The sequence below is a fragment of the Paraburkholderia sp. SG-MS1 genome (assembly GCF_012275575.1).
Taxonomy (GTDB): Bacteria; Pseudomonadota; Gammaproteobacteria; order Burkholderiales; family Burkholderiaceae; genus Paraburkholderia.
The window spans coordinates 58,822-77,416 of sequence record NZ_NPIH01000230.1 but is presented as its reverse complement, the minus strand read 5'-3'; the positions used below and the strand labels follow the sequence as shown (position 1 = coordinate 77,416).

16 protein-coding genes and 1 pseudogene are annotated in these 18,595 nt (G+C 62.2%); 9 read left to right on the top strand and 8 right to left on the bottom strand.

The genetic code is table 11. The features are described 5' to 3' along the window. Positions 1-72: 72 nt before the first annotated feature. From CIC12_RS21580 to CIC12_RS33680, 6 genes are all read left to right on the top strand, one after another. Positions 73-1,284, top strand: a complete 1,212-nt coding sequence (locus tag CIC12_RS21580) for a porin (RefSeq protein ID WP_168666785.1) — start codon at positions 73-75, stop codon at positions 1,282-1,284. A 69-nt stretch (positions 1,285-1,353) separates the two neighbouring features. Next, positions 1,354-2,076 carry a ribonuclease activity regulator RraA gene (locus CIC12_RS21575; RefSeq protein WP_168666845.1) on the top strand — a complete coding sequence of 241 codons (723 nt, stop codon included), beginning with the start codon at positions 1,354-1,356 and terminating at the stop codon, positions 2,074-2,076. 139 nt (positions 2,077-2,215) lie between these two features. Then, positions 2,216-3,553 carry an MFS transporter gene (locus tag CIC12_RS21570; RefSeq protein WP_168666783.1) on the top strand — a complete coding sequence of 446 codons (1,338 nt, stop codon included), beginning with the start codon at positions 2,216-2,218 and terminating at the stop codon, positions 3,551-3,553. Positions 3,554-3,629: 76 nt separating this feature from the next. After that, entirely contained in the window at positions 3,630-4,733 is a 1,104-nt protein-coding gene (locus CIC12_RS21565) for an Ldh family oxidoreductase (protein ID WP_168666781.1), read from the top strand. A 106-nt stretch (positions 4,734-4,839) separates the two neighbouring features. Continuing rightward, entirely contained in the window at positions 4,840-6,447 is a 1,608-nt protein-coding gene (locus CIC12_RS21560; protein ID WP_168666779.1) for an aldehyde dehydrogenase (NADP(+)), read from the top strand. Between the two features lie 5 nt (positions 6,448-6,452). After that, complete coding sequence (locus tag CIC12_RS33680; RefSeq protein ID WP_168666843.1) at positions 6,453-7,985, top strand: methyl-accepting chemotaxis protein; 1,533 nt, start codon at positions 6,453-6,455, stop codon at positions 7,983-7,985. Between the two features lie 170 nt (positions 7,986-8,155). Here the strand turns inward: CIC12_RS33680 and CIC12_RS21550 are convergent. The 8 genes and pseudogenes from CIC12_RS21550 to CIC12_RS21515 all read right to left on the bottom strand — a co-directional run. Continuing rightward, a pseudogene (locus tag CIC12_RS21550) lies at positions 8,156-8,251 on the bottom strand (IS6 family transposase); the annotation flags it as partial. A gap of 81 nt (positions 8,252-8,332) precedes the next feature. Beyond that, positions 8,333-9,505, bottom strand: coding sequence for a fumarylacetoacetate hydrolase family protein (locus tag CIC12_RS21545; RefSeq protein ID WP_168666777.1), 1,173 nt, complete (start codon positions 9,503-9,505; stop codon positions 8,333-8,335). Positions 9,506-9,552: 47 nt separating this feature from the next. Then, positions 9,553-10,773: a glycoside hydrolase family 88 protein gene (locus CIC12_RS21540; protein WP_168666775.1), complete on the bottom strand. Its 1,221-nt coding sequence runs from the start codon at positions 10,771-10,773 to the stop codon at positions 9,553-9,555. 143 nt (positions 10,774-10,916) lie between these two features. Next, entirely contained in the window at positions 10,917-11,810 is an 894-nt protein-coding gene (locus CIC12_RS21535) for a helix-turn-helix domain-containing protein (RefSeq protein WP_168666773.1), read from the bottom strand. A gap of 188 nt (positions 11,811-11,998) precedes the next feature. Then, positions 11,999-12,442, bottom strand: a complete 444-nt coding sequence (locus tag CIC12_RS21530) for a MaoC family dehydratase (RefSeq protein ID WP_168666771.1) — start codon at positions 12,440-12,442, stop codon at positions 11,999-12,001. Continuing rightward, positions 12,439-13,632 carry a CaiB/BaiF CoA transferase family protein gene (locus tag CIC12_RS21525; protein ID WP_168666769.1) on the bottom strand — a complete coding sequence of 398 codons (1,194 nt, stop codon included), beginning with the start codon at positions 13,630-13,632 and terminating at the stop codon, positions 12,439-12,441. The genes CIC12_RS21530 and CIC12_RS21525 overlap by 4 nt, the downstream gene beginning before the upstream one ends. Positions 13,633-13,676: 44 nt before the next feature. Next, positions 13,677-14,822, bottom strand: a complete 1,146-nt coding sequence (locus tag CIC12_RS21520) for an acyl-CoA dehydrogenase family protein (protein WP_168666767.1) — start codon at positions 14,820-14,822, stop codon at positions 13,677-13,679. Positions 14,823-14,870: 48 nt separating this feature from the next. After that, positions 14,871-15,371, bottom strand: coding sequence for a MaoC family dehydratase (locus tag CIC12_RS21515; RefSeq protein ID WP_238812779.1), 501 nt, complete (start codon positions 15,369-15,371; stop codon positions 14,871-14,873). A 299-nt stretch (positions 15,372-15,670) separates the two neighbouring features. Between CIC12_RS21515 and CIC12_RS21510 the strand changes: the two genes are divergently transcribed. From CIC12_RS21510 to CIC12_RS21500, 3 genes are read left to right on the top strand one after another with little or no spacing between them, the layout of a single operon-like run. Next, on the top strand, positions 15,671-16,756 hold the full coding sequence (locus CIC12_RS21510; protein ID WP_238812777.1) for a TRAP transporter substrate-binding protein: 1,086 nt from the start codon (positions 15,671-15,673) through the stop codon (positions 16,754-16,756). A 12-nt stretch (positions 16,757-16,768) separates the two neighbouring features. Beyond that, positions 16,769-17,302, top strand: a complete 534-nt coding sequence (locus tag CIC12_RS21505; protein ID WP_168666762.1) for a TRAP transporter small permease — start codon at positions 16,769-16,771, stop codon at positions 17,300-17,302. Positions 17,303-17,313: 11 nt separating this feature from the next. Further along, the gene (locus tag CIC12_RS21500; RefSeq protein WP_168666760.1) at positions 17,314-18,585 is read left to right on the top strand and encodes a TRAP transporter large permease; all 1,272 of its coding nucleotides are present in this window, start codon (positions 17,314-17,316) and stop codon (positions 18,583-18,585) included. Positions 18,586-18,595: the final 10 nt, after the last annotated feature.

Here is an 18,595-nt window from a genome sequence, read left to right as displayed (position 1 = left end):
TTGCGCGCGCCGGGCGCCGGCAAAGCGCAATCCCTTTCTGTCTTGACAACAAAAGTGACTGGAGACCCCGCAGTGCATAAGCCTATTACAACAACATCATCGAAGCCATTGTCCGCGCGTGCGGCCCTTGCATTCGCGGCGCTTGCCGCGGCGGCATCCGCGCCGGCCCACGCGCAAAGCAGCGTAACGCTATACGGCATCATCGATGAGGGCATCAACTACACGAGCAACGTACAAACCAGCCCGGGCCATGGCCACAACCTGTACAGCCTTTCGAGCGGCATTCTGAGCGGCAGCCGCTGGGGTCTGAGAGGCGTCGAGGACCTGGGCGGCGGCCTGAAGGCGCTGTTCGTGCTCGAGAACGGCTTCGACGTGAACAGCGGCAAACTGGGACAGGGCTCGTTGCTGTTCGGTCGCCAGGCGTACGTGGGACTGTCAGGCAAGCTTGGCACGGTGACGCTCGGCCGACAGTACGACCCGGTCGTCGACTACGTCCATCCACTCATGCCGAGCGCGATGTTCTCGGGCAGCATCGGCGCGCATCCGGGCGACCTGGACAACCTCAACAACACCAATCGCGTGAACAACGCGGTCAAGTACCGCACGGCCAGTTACGCGGGCTTCACGGCCGAAGGCATGTACAGCTTCGGCGGCGTGCCGGGCAGCATGGCGGGCAACCAGATTTATTCGATCGGTGCCGGCTATGCGCACGGCCCGCTGAATGTCGGCGTCGGCTACCTGAACGCGCGCAATCCGAATGCATCGTTCTTCGGTACGGCGGTTGGCGCGACCGCGGCCACGAACAATTTCGGCAGCTCGCCGGTTATCAGCGGGTATGCGTCGGCTCAAAGCCAGGAGATCATCGGCGTGGGCGCCACCTATGTCATCGGCGCGACGACCGTCGGCGCGATCTATTCGAACACGAAGTACAAGCATCTGAGCGGCGTGGCGTCGGTGCTCAATCCGGCCGGCATGAGCGGCACCGCGACATTCAATAGCGCGGAACTCAGCATTCAGTATCAACTGACGCCGGCCTTGTCGGTTGGCGCAGCCTACAACTATACGGACGGCGGCGCGGCGAACGATGCGAAATATCAGCAGGGCGCGCTGAGCGCCGACTATGTCGTATCGAAGCGCACCGACTTCTATCTGATCGGCGTCCTGCAACATGCGTCCGGCACCGATTCGACGGGCCATGCGGCGCGCGCGTCGCTCAATGGCCTGACCCCTTCGTCGGGTAATCAGCAGGCGACGGTGCGTTTCGCGATCCGCCACAAGTTCTGACCCGCGCCAAGCCACCACTTCACCGAAACCAGGAGCAAATCTGTGACCTCTGAGACTCTCGCGAGCCCGCTGTCCGACGAGAACCGCGCCCGCCTGCGCAATGTCAGCACGGCAACCCTGACCACCGCGCTCTTCAAGCGCGGCTTTCACAACGTCTGCGTGCAAGGCGTGCTGCCGGTCAACCCGGCGGCCGCGCACATGGTGGGGGAGGCGTACACGCTGCGCTATATTCCGGCCCGCGAGGATCTCGATCACATCGGCGTGTTTTCGGATCGCAGCCATCCGCAACGGCGCGGCGTGGAGGAAATTCCGCCGGGGCACGTGATGGTGGTCGATTCGCGCAAGGACGCGCGCGCGGCGTCCGCGGGCGGCATTCTGGTCACGCGAATGATGATGCGCGGTGTCGCGGGCGTCGTCACCGACGGCGGCTTTCGCGATACTCCCGATATGCAGAAGCTCGACTTTCCGTGCTATGCGGCGCGGCCGTCGGCACCGACCAACCTGATTCATCACCATGCTGTCGACCTGAACGTGCCGATCGCGTGCGGCGATGTAGCGGTGTATCCCGGCGACATCATTGTCGGCGATGCGGAAGGCGTGGTGGTTATTCCGGCGCATCTGGCCAACGAGATCGCCGAAGAAGCCGCCGCCATGACCGTGTTCGAAGACTGGGTGGACGCGCAGGTGCGCGCCGGCCGCGCCACCTTCGGGTTGTACCCGCCGGACGACGCAACGCGCGCCGAATTCGACGCATGGAACGAAAGCCGGGCCCGCAGCGGCTCAGGCCTGTAAGCAGGTAAATCGACATCCGGGCCGTGGAAACGCACGATTCCGCGCAACGGTGTCTGTTCACAACAATGAGTCCGTGCGGCTTGCCGCACGAGACCACACTCATCCGTATTGACGATGGGCCGCGCGACAGCGGCCCGCCATGGAGGCGACAGTGACCGACCGAAGCAGCGAAGAACGACTTTTTACGCGCATAGCGTGGCGCCTCGTGCCACTGCTGATTGCGATTTTCCTGGTCGCTTATATCGACCGCGCCAACATTGGCTTCGCCAAATTGCAGATGCTGGGCAGCCTTAAGATGAGCGAAGCGTCGTACGGCTTTGCGTCCTCGCTGTTCTTCATTGGGTACCTGGTGTTTGAGGTGCCGAGTAACCTGATGATGCATCGCTTCGGCGCGCGACGCTGGATCTCGCGGATCATGTTCACGTGGGGTGTCGCCACGTTGTTGCTGGCCTGGACGCCGTCGGTTCTCGCGTTCCAGGTTCTGCGTTTTCTGCTCGGTGCGGCCGAAGCTGGACTTTATCCCGGGATCATTCTCTATCTCGGCATGTGGTTTCCGGAACGGCAGCGCACAGGTATCGTCGGCTTGCTGACGCTTGGCAGCAGCATGGGCAATATGCTCGGTTCGCTGATCGGCGGCTTCTCACTCGAACTGCACGGCGTGGCGGATCTAGCGGGCTGGCAATGGGTTTTCCTGACGACGGGTACGCCGGCGGTGCTGCTGACCTTTCTCACGCTGTACCGTCTGCCAGATGGCCCGCGATCCGCGGCGTTTCTCAGCGCCCGCGAGAAAGACGTCGTCGAGAGCCGGTTGCGCGCCGACCCGCCGGCTGCGCGTCTTGCCGGCGGCACGGGCTGGTCGTTGGCCGCGCTCTTCACGGTGGCGCTGTTCAGTGTCGGTTACGGAACCATCGCCATCGCGATCTACGGTATCGCCTATTGGCTGCCGACGCTCGTCAAAGGCTTTGGCGTGACGAGCGGCGTCAACGGCCTGCTCAACATGATTCCGTGGTTCGTCACGTCGCTGATGCTGCTCTGGTTGCCGCGCCGGCTCAAAACGCCGCGCCGCGTGCTGATCGCGGCATTCTGCGCGGCCTTGCTCGGCATTCTGTGTTTTGTCGCGAGCGTGGGGCCATTCAGCAATGCGCTCCGTTTCGCGGCGCTCTCGCTCGGCGCGCCGTGTCTGTATCTGATGATTCCGTGTTTCTGGGCGCTGCCGCCGCGGCTCTTGCCGGCGTCGTTCATGAAGGGCGCGGGCGGCGCGGCGGCGCTCGCGGTGATCGCCGCGGGCTCGAGCGTCGGCGGGTTTCTCGCGCAAAACATCATGCCTTGGGTCGGCAAGGTGACGGGCAGCACGTCCGCACCGATGCTGGTGCCGGCCGTCAGCCTGTTGTTGCTCGGCATTGGCGCGCTGGTGGTCTGGTTGCGGCTCGGCCTCGCCGGACGCAACGGACCGGTGCCCGCGTCCGCCACGCAATAGCGTTGACGTGACGGACAGGCCGCACGGTACGCAGGCCCCTATTATCGATTCAATTCTTTCGTTTATCAGGTCACTCATGGCAGACACTATGCCCCGCGTCGGGGCCGCAATCGCACAGCAGCAAATCGAGGTCATCTTGCAGGCATGGGGCATGTCGCCCGAGCAGGTCGAGGCGTCGGCCGGGATCCTGATCGACTCCGATCTGAAGGGCATCGACTCGCACGGCATCTCGATGCTGATGTTTTACGACGAGTTGTATCGGGCGGGACAGATCGATATGAAGGCGAGCGCACGGATCGTGCGCGAGACGGCGACTACCGCATTGATCGACGGCAATGCGGCGATGGGTCATCCCACCTCGCGCATGGCGATGGAACTAGCGATTGAAAAGGCGCTGGCGTGCGATATCGGCGCGGTGTCCGTATTCAATTCGCAGCATTTCGGCGCGGCCGGCTACTACGCCGAGATGGCCGCAAAACGCGGTCTGATCTCGATGGTGTCGTGCTCGACACGTCTTGCGACGGTGGTGCCGACTTTCGGCGCAGAGCCGATGCTCGGCACCAATCCGTTTGCCTTCGCGACGCCTGCGGGACGGCATCCGCCTGTCATCCTCGACATGTCGACCAGTGTGGTCGCGTCCAACAAGGTCAAGGTCTACGCGTTGCAGGGCAAGCCATTGCCTCCGGGCTGGGCGCTCGACGCGCGCGGCAACACGCTGACCGATTCCGCCGAAGCCTACCGGTTGCTGTTCGAGCGACTGGGCGGAGGTCTCGCACCACTCGGCGGCGACGGCAAGACACTTGGCGGCCACAAGGGATATGGCCTCGGCCTGTTTGCGCAGATCCTCGGCAGCACGCTGGGCGGCGGTTCGTTCTCGCCGATCCGCAACCGTACGCAAAAGAGCGACGAACCCGACAATATCGGCCACTTTTTTCTCGCGATGAATCCGGCGGCATTCCGTCCCATCGACGAATACCATGCCGATCTCGACGCGGTGATCGACGCATTGCGCGGCAGCCAGCCGGCCGACCCGACGCAGCCGGTGTTGATCCCAGGGGATCCTGAACGTCTCACGCGCGTGGAGCGCAGCGTGGAGGGCATACCGATGCCCGATTCGTTGCGCGAAAAGATCCGCGAAGTCGCGCAGGCGGCGGGGGCGCCGTTCCTGCTGACCATTTAACGCGGGAGCGTTTCACGCGACCTTCACTTTCACCCTGTTTCCGGCGCCGCCTGGCCATCGTGCGGCAGGCGCGCGTCGGTCCCAATCAATCCCCAAGAAAAAATCAATGACAGCAACCGTTCTCGGTCACAACTACATCGGCGGCCAGCGCAGCGCGCGAGGCGACCTGGCCTTGCATAGTCTGTCGGCATCGACTAGTGAGGCCTATCCGGTCGCCTTCGCGCAGGCGACCAATGAAGAAATCGACGCCGCAGCGGAAGCTGCGGCTGTTGCGTTTCCTCGCTATCGTGCGGTGCCGGCGAGCAAGCGCGCCGACTTTCTCGACGCGATTGCCGAGGAGATCGATGCGCTCGGCGACGATTTCATCGCCGAAGTGATGCGCGAAACGGCATTGCCCAACGGCCGCATTGTCGGCGAGCGCGCGCGCACCAGCAATCAGATGCGCCTGTTCGCCAAGGTCCTGCGCCGCGGCGATTTTTACGGCGCGCGCATCGATCGCGCGTTGCCGGGACGGCAGCCGATTCCACGCCCCGATCTGCGCCAGTACCGGATCGGTGTCGGCCCGGTCGCAGTGTTCGGCGCGAGTAATTTTCCGTTGGCGTTCTCCGTCGCGGGCGGCGATACCGCGTCCGCGCTGGCGGCCGGCTGCCCCGTGGTGGTCAAGGCCCATTCCGGCCATCTCGTCACAGCCGAGTACATGGCGAACGCGATCGAACGGGCTGTGCAGCGCACCGGCATGCCGGCGGGTACCTTCAACATGATCTACGGCGAGCGCGTCGGCGCGCGTCTCGTGCAGGCGCCCGGCATTCAGGCGGTAGGCTTCACCGGTTCACTGCGTGGCGGGCGCGCGCTATGCGATCTCGCGGCGGCTCGCGAACAGCCGATTCCGGTGTTCGCGGAGATGTCGAGCGTCAATCCGGTGTTCGTGCTGGATCGCGCATTGGAGGAGCGGGGCGCGGCGATCGCCAACGAACTGGCAGCCTCAGTGGCGACGGGTTGCGGGCAGCTTTGCACGAGCCCAGGTCTCGTGCTCGGCGTGCGCTCGGCTCGCTTCAGCGCATTTATCGACCATTTGAGCCGTGCGATCGAACAGCAGGCTCCGCAAACCATGCTGAACCCGGGCATCTTCGCGAACTTCAACGCGGCGCTCGAGCGCGCCGCCGGCCAGTCGGGCATCCGCTTGCACGCGTCTGCCGAGGGCGACGCCCGGCAAGCCGCGCCGCAACTGTTCATTGCCGACGCGAGCCTCCTGTTCGATCCAAGCCGGCCGCTCGAAGAAGAAATCTTCGGACCGGCGACGATCGTCGTCGAACTCGATAGCGCCGACCAGCTATTGCGCTTCGCATCCGCAATGCGCGGTCAACTGACGGCCACGCTGATTGCGTCGCCCGATGATCTGTTGTTGCATCGCGCGCTGATCGAGCGGCTCGAGGAAAAGGCAGGCCGCTTGCTCGTGAACGGCTATCCGACCGGCGTCGAAGTGTCGGATGCGATTGTCCACGGCGGACCTTGGCCCGCGACATCCGATGCGCGCGGCACCTCGGTTGGCACGCTCGCGATCGACCGCTTCCTGCGGCCCGTGTGCTACCAGAACTACCCGGACGAACTGCTGCCCGATGCGCTGAAAAACGCCAATCCGCTCAAGCTGATGCGGCTCGTCGATGGTGCAATGACGCAGCTTCCGCTCGACGGTTCGAGCGCCCGTCGAGGATAGACACGATGCCAAAACTGTCGATACGCGCACGACTTGGTGCCGCGATACTTCTGTTATCCGCGCTGCTGAGCGCCATCGGCGCGCTCGGCGTGACGGGTATGGCGCGCAGTAACGATGCCAATCGCGAGACCTACGAAAACCGGCTCGTCAGCACACGGCTGATCGGCGACGCCGAACTTTCGATCAGCCGCGAGCGCACGACCGTCGACCGGATCGCCTTCGATCCGGTAGCGCCGACGGTCGACAAAGACGTGGCCACTTACCGCATGCTCAAAGGGCAGGGCATGGAGGCGTGGGCGCAGTACCTTGCTTTGCCCGCCACGTCGAGTGAGAGCCGTCTTGCCGCCGTGGTCAATGCAAAGCGCAGCCGCGTGCAGGATGACCTCGATGCGTTCACGGATTCGGTCAAGGGGATGGACGGCGCTGCGGTCAAGGTAGCGCTGAAGGCCATCGCCGTGGCCAATACCGACTATGTCACTGCCAGTGCAGAGCTCAAGCAGCTTCAGCGGGATCAGGCAAAGGCACGGTACGCTGACGCGGAAGCCGGCTTCCGGCGTTTTCGCGCCATAACGGTTGGAACCGCCGTGCTCGGCCTGCTCGCCGGCGCATTGACCTTCGTGTCGCTGCGCCGCGCGATCAGCGGTCCGCTTGACGAGGCGCTGGGACACTTTGACCGGATCGCGGCGGGTGATCTCTCGCGACGAATCGAAGTCCGCTCCCACGATGAAATGGGCGCGCTGCTGCTCGGTCTTTCGCAAATGCGCGACGGTCTGGCAACCACGGTGACCGCAGTCCGCCGCGCAAGCGATGCGATCGCAACGGCCGCGCAGCAGATCGCCTCGGGCAACCTTGATCTGTCCTCGCGCACGGAACAGCAGGCGGCGTCCTTGCAGGAAACCGCGGCCAGCATGGAGGAGCTCACGGGTACGGTAAGGCATAACGCCCAAAACTCGAGCCACGCGCTGAGCCTCGCGACAAGCGCCACGGACACGGCCCGGCGTGGGAGCAGTGCGGTCGACGGTGTGGTCGCGACGATGGCCGAGATCGATGAGAGTTCGGTGCGGATCGGCGACATCATTGCAATCATCGAAGGGATCGCGTTCCAGACCAACATTCTTGCCCTCAATGCGGCAGTCGAAGCCGCGCGAGCAGGCGAACAGGGACGCGGATTCGCGGTGGTGGCCTCCGAAGTCAGGACGCTTGCGCAGCGTTCGTCGGCGGCGGCCAGGGAGATCAAGGAACTGATCGAGACGTCGAGCGAAAAAGTGCAGGCGGGCGGCACACTGGTGTGCGACGCGGGAGGTCGCATGCAGGCCATCGTCACCGACGTTGAGCGAGTGGCTAGCATCATTGGCGAGATCTCCGCGGCCTCGTCGGAACAAAGCGCCGGTATTGAACAGGTCGCACTTGCCGTCGCGCAGATGGACTCGGTGACGCAGCAGAATGCCGCGCTGGTCGAGCAGGCTGCCGCCGCGGCGCAGTCGCTCGAGGAACAGGCGAGGCAACTCAAGGAAACCGTAGCCGTGTTCCGGCTATAGCCGTTGATCCTCGCCTCGCCTCGGTGCGTTGTGCGCGCGGAGCGAACGCAACGTGTGAACCGCCGTCAAAGACACCACGTCGCTGACAACCATGTCGCCGTGTTCTGACCATTTCATTCCGCCGGGCGTTTGGGAAGCGATCTGCGTGATCGGGATCACGGAAGCCTCGGCCTGACGAAGACGTGTTTGACTGTGGCGAGTTCGGATATTTTGAGCTTCGCAGCTGGATAGCTGCTCAGCTGGTCGGTCACGATCTTGCCCGGCACTTCAGCACACCAGCCTGGCACGCGCCTTTGACCGACCGTCACCGATCTCGCGGAAACTTTCTTGTCACGCTCAGCGCCGATTTACGCGTCGCTTACCTGCCCCATGGCACGGGCAAGTGCCCGCCGTTTTGCAAGGGCCTCGTAAAGAGCGCGTACGCCGAATCGCCAGGGCGCGATCTCAGTTGACGACTGCACGGCGTTGACAAGTGCGCCGAGTTCCGGCGTTGCAATCGTCACCTTGTCGCCGAGGTGATGCGTGAAGCCGCTGCCCGGAGCATGCCGGTCTTCAATCGGAGAGAACATCGTGCCGAGGAACAGCATGAAGCCGTCGGGATACTGGTGATGCGGCCCGGCAGTCTGGGCGACGAGTTCCTCCGGGTCACGGCTGATCTCGCGCATGTGGCTCACGCCTTCGAGAATGAATCCGTCGTCCGCGCCTTCTATTCTGAGCGACACGCTGGCTGCGCGCACCGAGTCCATCGTGAAGCGATCATCGAACAAGCGGATAAAAGGACCGATCGCGCATGAGCCGTTGTTGTCTTTCGCTTTGCCGAGCAGCAACGCACTGCGTCCCTCGATGTCGCGCAGATTGACGTCGTTGCCAAGGGTTGCACCGACGATCGTTCCGCGGCTGTTTACCGCCAGAACGATTTCTGGCTCCGGATTGTTCCAGTGGGAGGCAGGGTGAAGCCCGACATCCGCGCCGTAGCCGACTGCGGACATCGGTTGAGACTTGGTGAACACCTCTGCGTCAGGCCCAATGCCGACCTCCATATATTGCGACCATGCGCCGCGCCGTTCCAGTTCCCGCTTCAGACTGTCGGCAGCTGGCGTGCCGGGGCGAATCCTGGAGAGATCAGTGCCGATCAGTTGCGCGATCGTCGCGCGCACAGTGTCGGCTTGCGTCGCGTCGCCAGCAGCCTGTTCTTCAATGACTCGTTCGAGCAGGCTCACGGCAAAGGTCACGCCGCATGCCTTGATGGCCTGAAGATCGCATGGCGCGAGCAATACCTGGCCGATGTTCTCGACGGGACCGAGCGCCTCGCCCTCGACGTGACGCGCAAACTCCAACAGGTCCACGCGTTCGAACAGATCGGAGGTCGTCGGCGCCGACGCCGTGATGTCGAAGACCTGACCGTCACGAACAACGACGACCGATGGCCCGTCTATCGGCGCGTTTCGCCAGATGCGTCCGACCAGCAGGGCATCGGGTAGGTCAGCAGGTACGAAATGCGGAAGATCGTTCGATATCATGGATGGACTGGCTAGCGAGAGTGGGGGAACCGCGAAGGAGGTACGCTTCAGGCGAGCGATACGCGTTGCGTGTCGGGCCGAAGCCTGCCTGGCAGCATCACGCGACTCAGCGCTTCGGCGAAGAAGAAATCGCCGAACATCGTAGCGCCGTCGACGCCTTCATTGTGCGGCTTCGAATAGCAGGAATTCCTCAGGAGTCCGCGCTGCGCAGGTTCGTAGGCAAACTCGTCTCGACATAGCGCTTCGAGCATCGCAAGTCCGTGTTCGCGCCAGCGAACCGCCTCGGCAGGATCGGGATGCAGACGGCCCATCTCGATCAGCGCTGACGCCATTACCGCTGCTGCGGCAGTGTCCTTGATTTGCGCGTCCGCGCCAGTGGCGTCGAAATCCCACGGTGGCACCGGACGTCCATCGAGCCGGCGCAGATAGTACGCCGCCAGCCGCCCTGCAAGATCCAGCCAGACGCGCTTGCCGGTTTCACGCGCCGTGTTCACGTAGCCATAGACGGCCCACGCCTGGCCCCGGCTCCACGCCGATTCGTCGAATGCGCCCTGAAACGTGTAGCCGCGCCGCCGCACACCGGTTGTCACGTCGTACTCGACCGCGTGGTAAGTCGAATCGTCGGGACGGATAAACGCCTTCGCGGTCATGACGGAGTGCGCTTCGGCGGCGAGGCGATAACTGCCGTCCCCGGAATGGTTCGCCGCCCAGTAAAGCAACGATAGATTAGCCATCGTGTCGATCGCTGAGGCGCTGCGTCCGCGCGGATCGTCGAGCGGGCCCCAGGAAGCGAGATAGGCGCCGCTGCGCGTGGTGACAAGACGCGCGCGCAATTTGTCCGCGGCTTCCAGTGCAATTTGCGCGTACCACGGGTCGCGGGTGATTTCATAACCGGGGACGGCGCTGCTGTCGAAGATGAAGCCAATGTCGTGCGTGTTGGGATCCTGCGCGCGTTGCGCGACGAGGCGCATGCGCTCGCGGGCCCACGAGAGGTATTGGTCTTCGCCGGTGTGCAAATACGACGTCAGCAGAAGTCCGACCCAGAACCCGCAAAACCAGTTGCCGTGGCTCCACGCTGAACCGCTATAGCCTGCGGACAGCGACGCCGGAAGCAGCACCCACTTTCCATCGGGCGCCGTGATCTGAGGGAATTCGACGCCGAGCGTCGGCTCGTCCTCTGCAACTTTGGCCGCCATGCGGTCGAGGATGCCGGTGAACAAAGCGGACCGCTCAGAGGACAGCCCTTGATCCTGGTGCAAAGCATTCACGCCTTTCTCTCCTGATTACTTTCACGTTTCCCGAGCGACGGGGACAGGCAAATTCTAGGAGTGCGGCGGTTCTGGCAGTTAGGACGAAGTGCGGCTTATGTTGGACTTTTCTACTCGCACCGGACGTCTGTCGTGCCACTGCTTCAGATGCTCAATTTTTCCAGGCTTCGGCGGAAGTCGATTGGCGAGCGGCCCGTATGCTTGCGAAAACATCGGCTGAAGTAGGCCGGGTCGTCGAAGGCAAGCTGTGTTGCGATCTCCGCCACATTGATCTCGGAATGCAGCAACAGACGCTTCGCTTCCAGCATCACGCGTTCACGAATCAGCTTGGCCGCGGTGCTGCCGAGTGCCTGGCGCGTTGCATCGTTCAGCGCGCGTTCCGTGACGTTCAGCAGGCATGCGTAGCGAGCGACGTCGTGGATCGTGGTGAAGTGTTTTTCCAGCAGACTTTTGAAGCGTCGCGACAACAGCACGCTACGCGACGAATTGACCTCGGTGACGGCGTCGCCGCCCAGGCGCGCGGACTTGATTAGCAGAACCCGCAGATATGACCAGATCACGTCCTCGTAGCCTGCCTCTTCACCCTGATATTCCGCATTGATTCCATCCAGCACACGACGAAGGTCCTGAGCCTGTGCGTCGCTCATATAAACCGTGTTCGGAATTCGCTCGAAATCGTAGACGGGAATCTCGGTCTGCGAATGGCGGTTCTGCACCTTGAAGGCGAAAAATTCCGACGAAAAACTGATCGCGTGCCCGACGGTGTCTTCGGACAACGCGAAATCGTGGATCTGGCCGGGGGCCATGAAAAACAGCGTATTGGGCCGCACCTCGTAGCGAATCGAGTCGATGATGTGGTGACCGCTGCCCGACTCGACCCAGACAATGTGATAGAACTCGTGCCGATGAGGATACGGCAACGTCGATTTCATATCTTCGAGAGGCGCGAGATGAAAATCGATCGACTTGATTCGCGACCCATACTCGTAGTGGGCGATCTTGAAGACCGGCAACTCACAACCACAACCGCTTGGCATCTGATTTGTCTCCTGCATCCAGCGCACTTATCTGGCTCGCTTAGCCTGCTGACCCCCCGGCCAAGTCAAGCGTGCTGTTTCTCCTTCGCCGGTTCGGCATCGAAAGTAGTGTAATTGTAAATAGCAAAGCGGCGTGACGGCTGTTGTCGAAAACCCGCACAGGTCGGCCTCGCGTGCTGATCCTCAGCTCATTGGAAACGCAATTCCTTCAGCGCCGACAGTCCGCTCAGCACCGGCTTGCCGTCCTGATTGCGAACCATCGTGTCCATCACGAGGATGCGCTTGGCGGGTTTCTTCTCGACTACGGTCACATGGATTTTGATCGTATCGTCGATGAAGACCGGTCCGAGAAAGCGCAACTCCTGCCCAACGTAGACGAAGCCGGGACCGGTCAACCCGGTATGCGTCGTCGACACCAATGCCGCGGTCAGCAGACCGTGCGCCACGCGCTGGCCGAACGGCGTGCGTGCCGCGAACTGCTGATCCATGTGCAACGGATTCAGGTCGCCCGACAGATGGCCGAAAGCGTTGACGTCACTTTCCGCAATGGTACGCACGAGGATCCGGCAGCGGCCAATCGGGATATCGTCGAAGCGCAGCATCTCGTGGCTCTGATTCAGATGAGTGTTCATGCGGTTCTCCGCTCGGTCAGCACTGTGCCGGCTTCGACCAGCGTAGTGATTTCGTGCGGCTCGTAGCCCAGTTCGGCGAGCACCTCGCGGGTGTGCTCGCCTTGGCGCGGCGGCTGTCGGGTGAGCGGTGGTGCTGCGCCGTCGTATCGAACCGGATGCGCGAGCAAACGAACCGGCCCGGCTTGCGGATGGTCAACGTCCATGATGATGCGGTTGTGCGCCACTTGCGGGTCGGCTTCGACCTGATCGTAATCGTTCACGGGCGCGTACCAGATGTCGTGCTCGTCGAAAGTCGTCATCCAGTCGGCCGTCGTGCGCGTGGTCAGCGCCTCGTACACGATGCGGTTCAATTCTTCGCGGCGGCGCACATTGTCCTTTGGGTGCGAGAAGCCGGCGAGCATGGGCTGAGACAACGCCGCCGCCAGCTTCTCGGTGGGCGTCAGCGAAACGGCGATCCAGCTGTCGAGCGTCCGGTAAATCCCGTAGGGTGCAGGATGGAACCGGCTACCGGTCGGCGGGTTTGTGCGCGGCCAGAGTGGGCCCTTGTTCAGGTAGTAGGTGAACGGCTCGATCTGAAGATCGAGCGCCGCGTTGAGCAGATTGCTTTCGACCAGCGTGCCTTTGCCGGTACGTTCACGCGCCTGCAAGGCCGCGACGACGCCGAAGGCCGCCAACGCCGCCGCGTGTTGGTCGACGATCGCGGAACCGACCGGCGTGGGCGGGGAATCGGCTTCGCCGGAGAGCATCGTCATGCCACTTATGGCCTGCAGCAGCAGGTCCTGCCCTGGCCGCTTGAGATATGGCCCCGATGACCCGTAGCCGGTGCACGAACAGTACACAAGGCGCGGATTGATCTCGCGGACATCGTCGTAACCGAAGCCCATGCGCTGCAGGACGCCTGGGCGGTAGTTTTCGATCAGGACATCGGCTTCCTTGATCAGCCGCCAGACGATCTCTCTCGCGCGCTCGTCACGCAGATCCAGCGAGATGCTGCGCTGATTGCGATTGCCGAGCAGGAAGAACATGCTCACCCCTTCGACATACGCGTCGAAGCCGGTCCAACTGCGCTCGAACGCGCCGCCCGGCGGTTCGATCTTGATCACGTCCGCGCCGACGTCGGCCAACATCTGCACGGCGGCGGGGCCCTGCAAGAAGTGAGTAAAACTTAACACCTTGATGCCTTCCAGCATGACTTGTCTCCTGAGCGCGTGTCCGTATCTGTTTGACTGATGGCTCAGGCAAGCAGGTTTCGCGAAATGATCATTCTTTGAATCTCCGAGGTGCCCTCGACGATCTCCAGCACCTTGGCGTCGCCGAATGCGCGCGAGACCGGGTACTCGCTCATCACGCCGTACCCGCCGTGTATCTGCAACGCCTGATGAGCCGCCTCCATCGCCCGCTCGGTGGCGAAAAGCTTGGCCATCGACGCCTGCTGATCGAAGCGAACGCCCGCATCTTTCCGCGCGGCGGCATCGTAGAGCATCAGCCGCGCGGCGTGCGCATGGGCCGCCATGTCGGCAATCTTGAACTGCAGTGCCTGGAACTCGGCGATCGGCTTGCCGAATGCGCGCCGCTCCTTCATATACGCGATCGACCGATCTAGTGAACCCTGCAGGAGGCCTAGCGCGAGCGCGCCGATCAGGATTCGGCCCGTGCTGATCTGGGCGAGCGTCTGTCGCAAGCCCGCGCCGCGTTCGCCGAGCAGGTTGGCGGCCGGGATCGCGCAGCGCTCGAAGTACAACTCGTAGGTGCTCGATGCGCGCCAGCCGATCTTGCGCAGCTTGCGCCCATAGCTGAAACCGGGGGTGCCGTTGGGCACGATGAAGTTGGAAATTTCCTTGCGGCCGTCAGGGCGCGTGCCCGTTACCGCGGCGATGACGACCGGTCCGGTCACTTCCGTGCCGGAGTTGCTAATGAAGGTCTTTGATCCATCGATGACGCATTGGTCGCCTTCCAGCGTAGCACGCGTCGCGATGTTGGCCGCGTCGGAACCCGCGTTGGGCTCCGATAATCCGATCGCGCCGACCTTGCGGCCGTCGAGGATAGGGCGCAAATAGCGGTCCTTTTGCTCATCGGTGCCATAGTTGGAGAGCAGGCTCGCGACCGTCGAATTGGCCATGAGCGAGTTGGCGATTGCGCAATCTATCCGTGCGAGTTCCTCCAACACGATCACATAGGAAAGCCATTCGCCACCGCCGCCACCCCAACTCTCCGGATAGGGCAGGCCGGCGAAGCCGAGCTCGCCGGCACGCTTCCAGATGTCGTAAGGAAAGGCTTCCGCTTCCCAAAGCTCTTCCGAGACAGGAGCGATTTCGTTTTCCGCGAAACGGCGCACGGCGTCACGTATCGCGGTGTGTTGTTCGTTTAACCAATGCGGCATGTTCGACTCTGTGAAAAGCGGGAGAGGGGTTAAAGGCAGGGCGCTGTGTTACAGCACCTTCAGATAGGTATCGCCAGATGCGACCACTGTGCCGTCCTGGCGCGTGACCTCAGCTCTGAACACGCATACGTTGCGATCGTCGTCCTTCTCGCGCAGCGTGAGCCGGGCAGTGACGGTGTCGCCGATAAATACCGGCGCGTTGAACGTAATGTCGTAGCGGTAAGAAACCGCACCGGGGCTCGGCGCCTTTTGCGCCATATAGCCCATCACAGTCGATAAGAAACCGACCGATAGACATCCTTGCGCGATGCGCTTCTCGAAGCGCGTGGTTTTGGCGAATTCCTCGTTCAAATGCACGGCATAGAAATCGCCGACGATGCCGGCGAAGCCGTAGATATCGAATTCAGTGACGGTCTTGGCGAAATCGGCAGTGTCGCCGACCGCGTAACAATCCATGTGCGGGCGTTTGGCCATGGCGGTTCTGAAAGTGAGAGTCGGTTGAGGAGCCGGCCTGTTCCTTGTTGATTGGGGCCGGCGGGCGTGACTCAAATCTAATCAGTGCGGGTTGCTGACCGTTAGGACGGTTTGGGCAAATGCTTGGATTTTTTTGACTGGATGCACGCAGTGATATCAGTCTTCGTCTGCTCCGCAAGGAGCCCGCGGATAGCCCCCGGTCAGCGATTCGTCAGTATCGCCAAGGGTTTCCCCCCCCCTCATGTGCGCCGAATAAATCGCCAGACAGTCCGGGAAGAGCTTGCTATCGAATACGCCGTAAAAAAGTACCAGAAATCTGGCGAGCGGTCCTAACGCCCGTTGCGTGCACTCACGAATACTTGAAGCGCCTGCAGATGGATCGACCTGATGCGGCGCGAAAATTACATTCCAGTACGGAAGGAGACGAAATGAAATCATTCTTTAGCGCGCGTCGCGCAGGACGCGCCATGACGGTAGGTACGCTGCTCGCAGCAGGCGTCCTCGTCGCAAGCATTGCCTGTGCGGACGAGCCGATCGTCATGAAGCTGGGCCACACCCTCGCTCCGGACAACCACTATCAGTTGACTGCCCAGGTGTTCGCGAAGGAGGTCGCGCAGCGAACCCACGGCAAGGTCAAGATCGAGATCTTCCCGCAGTCACAGCTCGGCGGCGAAGTGCAGATGGCGCAAGCGCTGCGCACCGGTACCCAGGAGCTCATGATTTCCGCACAGGCGCCGATCGGAAACACGATCAAGCAGTGGCAGATTTTCGATACGCCTTATCTCTTTAGCAGCATCGACGACGCCAACCGGGTTCTGCAAGGGCCGGTCGGCCGCAAGTTCCTCGACATGATGCCGGCGGTCAACATGATCGGCCTGACGTGGCTGTCGGTAGGCGAACGCAATCTGTTCACGGCGAAAAAGCCCGTCGGCTCGCTCGGTGACATGAAGGATATGAAAGTGCGAGTGATGCAGAGTCGCGGCTACATCGCAGGCTATAAGGCACTGGGCGCAAACCCGACGCCGCTGCCTTATAACCAGTTATTTCTGGCGCTGTCGCAAGGCCTGGTCGACGGCGGCGACACCTCCCCCGAGCAGTTCATTCAGGACAAATTTTCCGATGTCGCGAAGCACTACTACCTGACCCACGTAAACTACTTGCCCGTGGTGCTGGCAATGAGCAAGAGCGCCTGGACGCGTCTTTCGCCTGACGAACGGAAGGCGTTTCAGGCAGCTGCCGCCATCGCCGCGGAGTATGACGTGAAGGAATACAAGCATGAGTACGACGACGCGCTCGCCACGATGAAGAAGAACGGCACCCAGGTGACCGGGATCGACACAGCGTCATGGGCCTCCGCGACCGAAAGGGCGCGCCAGAGCCTGCTCAGCGACATTCCCGATGGCCAGGCGCTTTATCAGGAAATCAAGGCGGCCGACAAGTCCGCTGTCGCTTCGAAATGAGGGGAGAGTGCGATGGAAAAGCTTGCCCGTAATCTCCTGTTGATCGACGACCTGGTCCTGAAGATCACGCTGTTCCTATGCGGTGGACTGCTTCTCATGATGGTGCTCGTCGCTGGCCTCGGGGTGGTCTTTCGCTTCATCCTGCACAACTCGCTGTCGTGGTCCGACGAGCTCGCGGCTTATCTGTTCGTGTGGCTCACGTGTCTCGGTGCGGCGGCAGGCGCCAAGCTGCGGGTTCATCCGGAAGTGCGGATACTGGCCGATCGTTGTCCGCCCGCCTTCGCGCAGACACTGGCGGACCTGACCGACTGTGTCGTCCTTGGGCTCGGCGTGGTGTTCGTCATGTATGGTGGCGACATGCTGGAGCTGATGGGCACCGAAACGGCGACCTCTCTGCCGATCTCGATGGTGTACCCCTATCTCTCGATTCCCGTCTGCGGCGCGTTGCTGGTCTTTCATTCCGCGGTGCGCATCGCGGTTTCCCATCTCGCGCCCGGCGCGCAAACGAGGCCCTCTCTGTTGCAGGGCGTCTCCGAACATATCTGAGGTGAATCAACATGTGGGCACTCGCTCTAGGCGCCGGATTTCTCGGCTTGGGTGTACCGGTGGCCATTTGCATCGGCATTGCGGCGACGATTGCATTGACGCTGAATGGAACTCCGCTGCTGGTGATTCCGCAGCAGCTGTTTTCGAACTTGAATAACGTCGGCCTGCTCGCCATCCCGTTCTTCATGTTGACAGGCGCCATCATGGATGCGGGCGGCGTCTCGCGCCGGATCATCGACTTTTCGCAGGCGCTTGTCGGGTTCATGCGCGGGGGCATCGGGCAGGTGACGATCGTTGCAAGCATGTTCTTCGCCGACCTCTCCGGTTCGGCGACTGCGGATACCGCAGCGATCGGCTCGGTCATGATTCCGGGAATGGTCAAGCAGGGCTATTCGCGCGCGTTCGCAGTGGCGCTGCAGTCGGCAGCGGGCTCGCTCGGACTACTGTCGCCCGTGTCGATGAGCATGCTGGTGTATGCGTACACCGCCAACGTTTCGGTCGGAACGATGTTCGTCGCGGGGATCGTGCCGATGCTGCTGGTGGTCGTATCCTTCATGCTCGTGAACTACGTGACTGCCGTGCGCCAGAACTATACGGCGGTCGAACCGTTTTCCGCCGCGCGGCTGTGGACCACGTTCAGACAGGCGATCTGGGCGTTGCTGACTCCTGTGATCATTCTGGGCGGCATCCTCGGCGGCGTCTTCACGCCGGTTGAGGCAGGCGTCGTCGCGGCGCTCTATGTGACGCTGGTGAGCGCCTTCATCTTCAAGTCGCTCAAGCTGTCGCACTTCAGGGAAATACTCACGCGCACGGCCATCAATACCACGCGGGTATCGTTTCTTCTCGGGCTCGCGTTCGTGCTCGGCCGCTATCTGATCGAGGCGCAAATCCCGTTGCACGTCGCCAACAGCTTCCTGGCCGTGACGACCAGCGCGTTCGTGTTGCTGATCCTCATCAATCTCTTCCTGCTGGCAGCCCATACGGTACTGGAAACGATCTCGAGTATCGCGGTGGTGATCCCCGTGTTCCTGCCGCTCGTCGTGCAGATGCATATCGACCCAGTGGTGTTCGGCGTCATCGTACTGGTCAACTCGGCCATCGGCATCAACCTGCCACCAATTGGCTTTTGCCTCTTTACGGCTGCATCGATCGGCGGTGTGTCTGTCGAAAAAGCGACTCGGGCGATCCTGCCGTTCATCTTCGCGCTGGCGGTCGACCTGCTGCTGATCATTGTCTTCCCGCATATCCCACGCTTCCTGCCGAACCTGCTGGCAATCAAATAACACGACGACG